Origin of the sequence: Megasphaera sp. DJF_B143, assembly GCF_900320625.1 — a bacterium.
Taxonomy (GTDB): domain Bacteria; phylum Bacillota; class Negativicutes; order Veillonellales; family Megasphaeraceae; genus Megasphaera; species Megasphaera hexanoica.
On the sequence record NZ_ONTA01000048.1, the window covers coordinates 1 to 3,140 of the forward strand.

At 48.1% G+C, this 3,140-nt stretch carries 2 protein-coding genes, 1 pseudogene and 1 riboswitch; of the genes and pseudogenes, 2 read left to right on the forward strand and 1 reads right to left on the reverse strand.

Annotation, left to right across the window (positions count from 1 at the left end; translation table 11 throughout):
* A pseudogene (locus DBO31_RS01440) lies at positions 1–257 on the forward strand (exopolyphosphatase); the annotation flags it as partial.
* 186 nt (positions 258–443) lie between these two features.
* Here DBO31_RS01440 and thiC read toward each other — a convergent pair.
* Positions 444–1,754, reverse strand: coding sequence for a phosphomethylpyrimidine synthase ThiC (gene thiC, locus DBO31_RS01445; protein WP_059075905.1), 1,311 nt, complete (start codon positions 1,752–1,754; stop codon positions 444–446).
* A 66-nt stretch (positions 1,755–1,820) separates the two neighbouring features.
* A riboswitch (TPP riboswitch) is annotated at positions 1,821–1,908 on the reverse strand.
* Positions 1,909–2,144: 236 nt separating this feature from the next.
* Here thiC and DBO31_RS01450 point away from each other — a divergent pair.
* Positions 2,145–2,867, forward strand: a complete 723-nt coding sequence (locus DBO31_RS01450; protein WP_059075904.1) for an SIMPL domain-containing protein — start codon at positions 2,145–2,147, stop codon at positions 2,865–2,867.
* Positions 2,868–3,140: the final 273 nt, after the last annotated feature.

The following is a 3,140-nucleotide window of genomic DNA, read 5'->3' on the forward strand; positions in this document are numbered from 1 at the left end:
ATGCCCATATGCCATCGGAAGAAGAATGGACGATGATCCGTCGCCTCTCTACCCTGCTGGCCCTGGCTGAAGCGTCGGACCTGACCTACGAACAGCTCGTGGATAATATCGAAGTAGCTCATGCAGAAAACGTCATCGTCCTCATCCTGACGGTCACACCGGGAGCTACCTACAATGCGGCCGATTATGAAATGAAGCAGCTTCTCAGTCAATTCAAGAAAGAATTCGGAGCATCTCTGCTGCTGGTATGGAAATAAAAGGCAAAGCTCCTTTCATAGTTTGTTTGACGTTTGTCAAAAATTAAATAATATACAAAATGCACCATTCATGATACATCAAACTTTCCCTATCATACTCTAAGGAAAACGGGACTGCCTGTGCTGGTACAAACCTTCACAGGCAATCCCGTTTTCTTTATCTATGAGAAATACTATCTGCTGCTATCAGCATTCATCGAGAAGAGATACGTCTTCTCCAGCCAGGATTTTCTTCATCGTCCGTGCCGGGCACATACGGCCGCACATGGAGCAAGTTCCTTCACATTCTGGTTTGCTCGATTCATAATATTTTCTGGCTTTGACCGGGTCAATGGCCAGGGAAATCATCTTTTCGAAGTCAACATCGACACGAGCCTTGCTCATGGCGTCGTCCCATTCCTGAGCACCTGGGATACCTTTAGCAAGATCTGCCGCATGAGCAGCCAGACGGGTAGCGATGATCCCTTCCTTGACGTCTTCTACGGACGGCAGGCGCAGATGTTCAGCCGGTGTGACATAGCAGAGGAAGTCAGCGCCGCAGGAACCAGCAATGGCACCGCCGATGGCACTGGTAATGTGGTCATAGCCCGGTGCGATATCGGTAACCAATGGCCCCAATACATAGAAAGGCGCTTCGTGACAGAGCCGCTTTTCAATCTTCATATTGGCAGCGATTTCTGTGAGAACCATGTGGCCCGGGCCTTCGATCATGACCTGTACGTTGTGGTCCCAGGCGCGTTTGGTCAGTTCGCCGAGCGTAATCAGTTCTTCAATCTGAGCGGCATCGGTCGAATCGTGTGTACAGCCAGGACGGCAGGCATCGCCCAGGCTCAGGGTAACGTCATATTTTTCACAGATGTCGAGGAGACGATCGTAATATTCATAGAACGGATTTTCTTTCTTATTCATTTCCATCCAGGCAAAGAGCAGTGAACCACCACGGGAAACGACGTTCGTCAGACGCGGATTGCGTTTAATCCGTTCTGCTGTTTTCTGGTTCATGCCACAGTGGATAGTCATGAAATCTACACCATCTTCAGCATGTTGTTCGACGACTGAGAAAAATTCGTCGACCGTGATATCTTTCAGGTCTTTATCGAGCATACCGACGGCATCGTACATCGGTACCGTACCGATCATAGCTGTAGACATGCCAACCAGTTTGCGGCGGAAATCACGGGTCTTGCCGAAGTTGGACAAATCCATGATGGCTTCGGCTTTCATATCGATAGCACTCTGGACTTTCTGCAGTTCTTCTTCATGGTTATTATGTTCCGGCGATACACCGAGATTGACGTTGATTTTGGTGCGGCAGTTCTTGCCAATGCCTTCCGGGCTGAGTGCCGTATGCAGTTTGTTGGCAGGGATAGCTACCTTGCCGCTGGCAACGAGTTCCATCAGTTTTTCAACAGGCATCTGTTCCTTTTTAGCAACGATTTCCATCTGCGGCGTAACGATACCTTTACGTGCTGCATCCATCTGTGTGGTGTAGTTCATGACACATCCTCCTAAACATATCCAAAAATACATAACAAAAAAGCCCACCCCCGCAGGGTGAGCTATCATATCCGGTAACAGCTTCCCTACGTCGGCATTACCCGAATCAGGTTAAAGGGTCATTCTCAGCCTTGCGGCGCCCCTAGCTTTTTATCCTTCGCTTATTATAGTACACCCTGTTCATAATTACAAGTCATATTTTTATGCAGACCAGTAAATCGCCGTGGCAGCAGAGAGGCTATGCAGGACGAATATCACAGTTTCTTCACAATTTGAAACTAATTGCTCTATACATCGTTTGCCGTATTTTCAGAAGAGACATTTTGCTGTATAATATTCTTATCAGAAATCCAATATGAGGATACAATAAAGTAAGGAGGTACTCTACATATGAAATATCGTTTCTTAAAAGCTCTGACCCTGACAGTCCTGCTGGCAACAGCCAGCGCTGCTGCTCCTGCCGTTACAGAAGCAGCCGAACAGGCCCCATCAGTCATTAATGTGACGGGATACGCAGAACAACAGGTCGCCCCGGATACAGCCTACATCACCATTGGCATGGAAAGCACGGCCAGCAATGCCCAGAAGGCCCGCAGTGACAATAACCTGGTCATGAACCAAGTTGCCAATGCCGTCAAGGCTCTTGGGGTCACTAAGGATGATCTGAAGACGACAAACTTCAATATGACCCCGAATTATGATACGAATGGCAGGAAGATTGTCTCTTACACCGTGACAAACAATCTGCGCATCCGCGTTTCTGATTTTGATCTTATCCCGCGCATCATCGAAAAAGCAGGCCAGGCCGGTGCCAACCGCGTCATGGGAATGACGTTTACCAATGAGCACGCCGATACCATTAAAAACAACCTGATAAAGGAAGCTGTCCATAACGGCCGCAGTGCCGCTGAAGCTGCCGCTACGGCTGCAGGCGGACAGCTCGGAAAAGTAAAAGAAATCAATATCAGCGGCCGTACGCCATCTTATTCCAGCGTTTACGCCGGAGCTATGAATGCCCGCCTGATGAAAGCCGAATCGGCCGATATGGCACCGGTCGAAGCCGGTACAAACACGCTGAGTGAAACCGTCAGCATGACCTTCTATATCCAGTAAGAGACTATATAGTCTTCCTGATAGAGGCGGATCTATGCATCCCCTGACAGGGATATCCGTAAGAGGCGGCGACAAAATGAACCCAATCGTTCATTTAGTCGCCGCCTCTTTTCGTTTATGGAAAACACGGATGTCTCCATTCCAGCGCACAGGCATTTACATAACAGTTATAAATAGTAAATAACCGTTTTTAACTCTTTATAACTCTATATTTTTATCTGCTTCTGACAATATAGAACTGCCAGAATCGGAGTAAACAGGCTCGTATCGGTG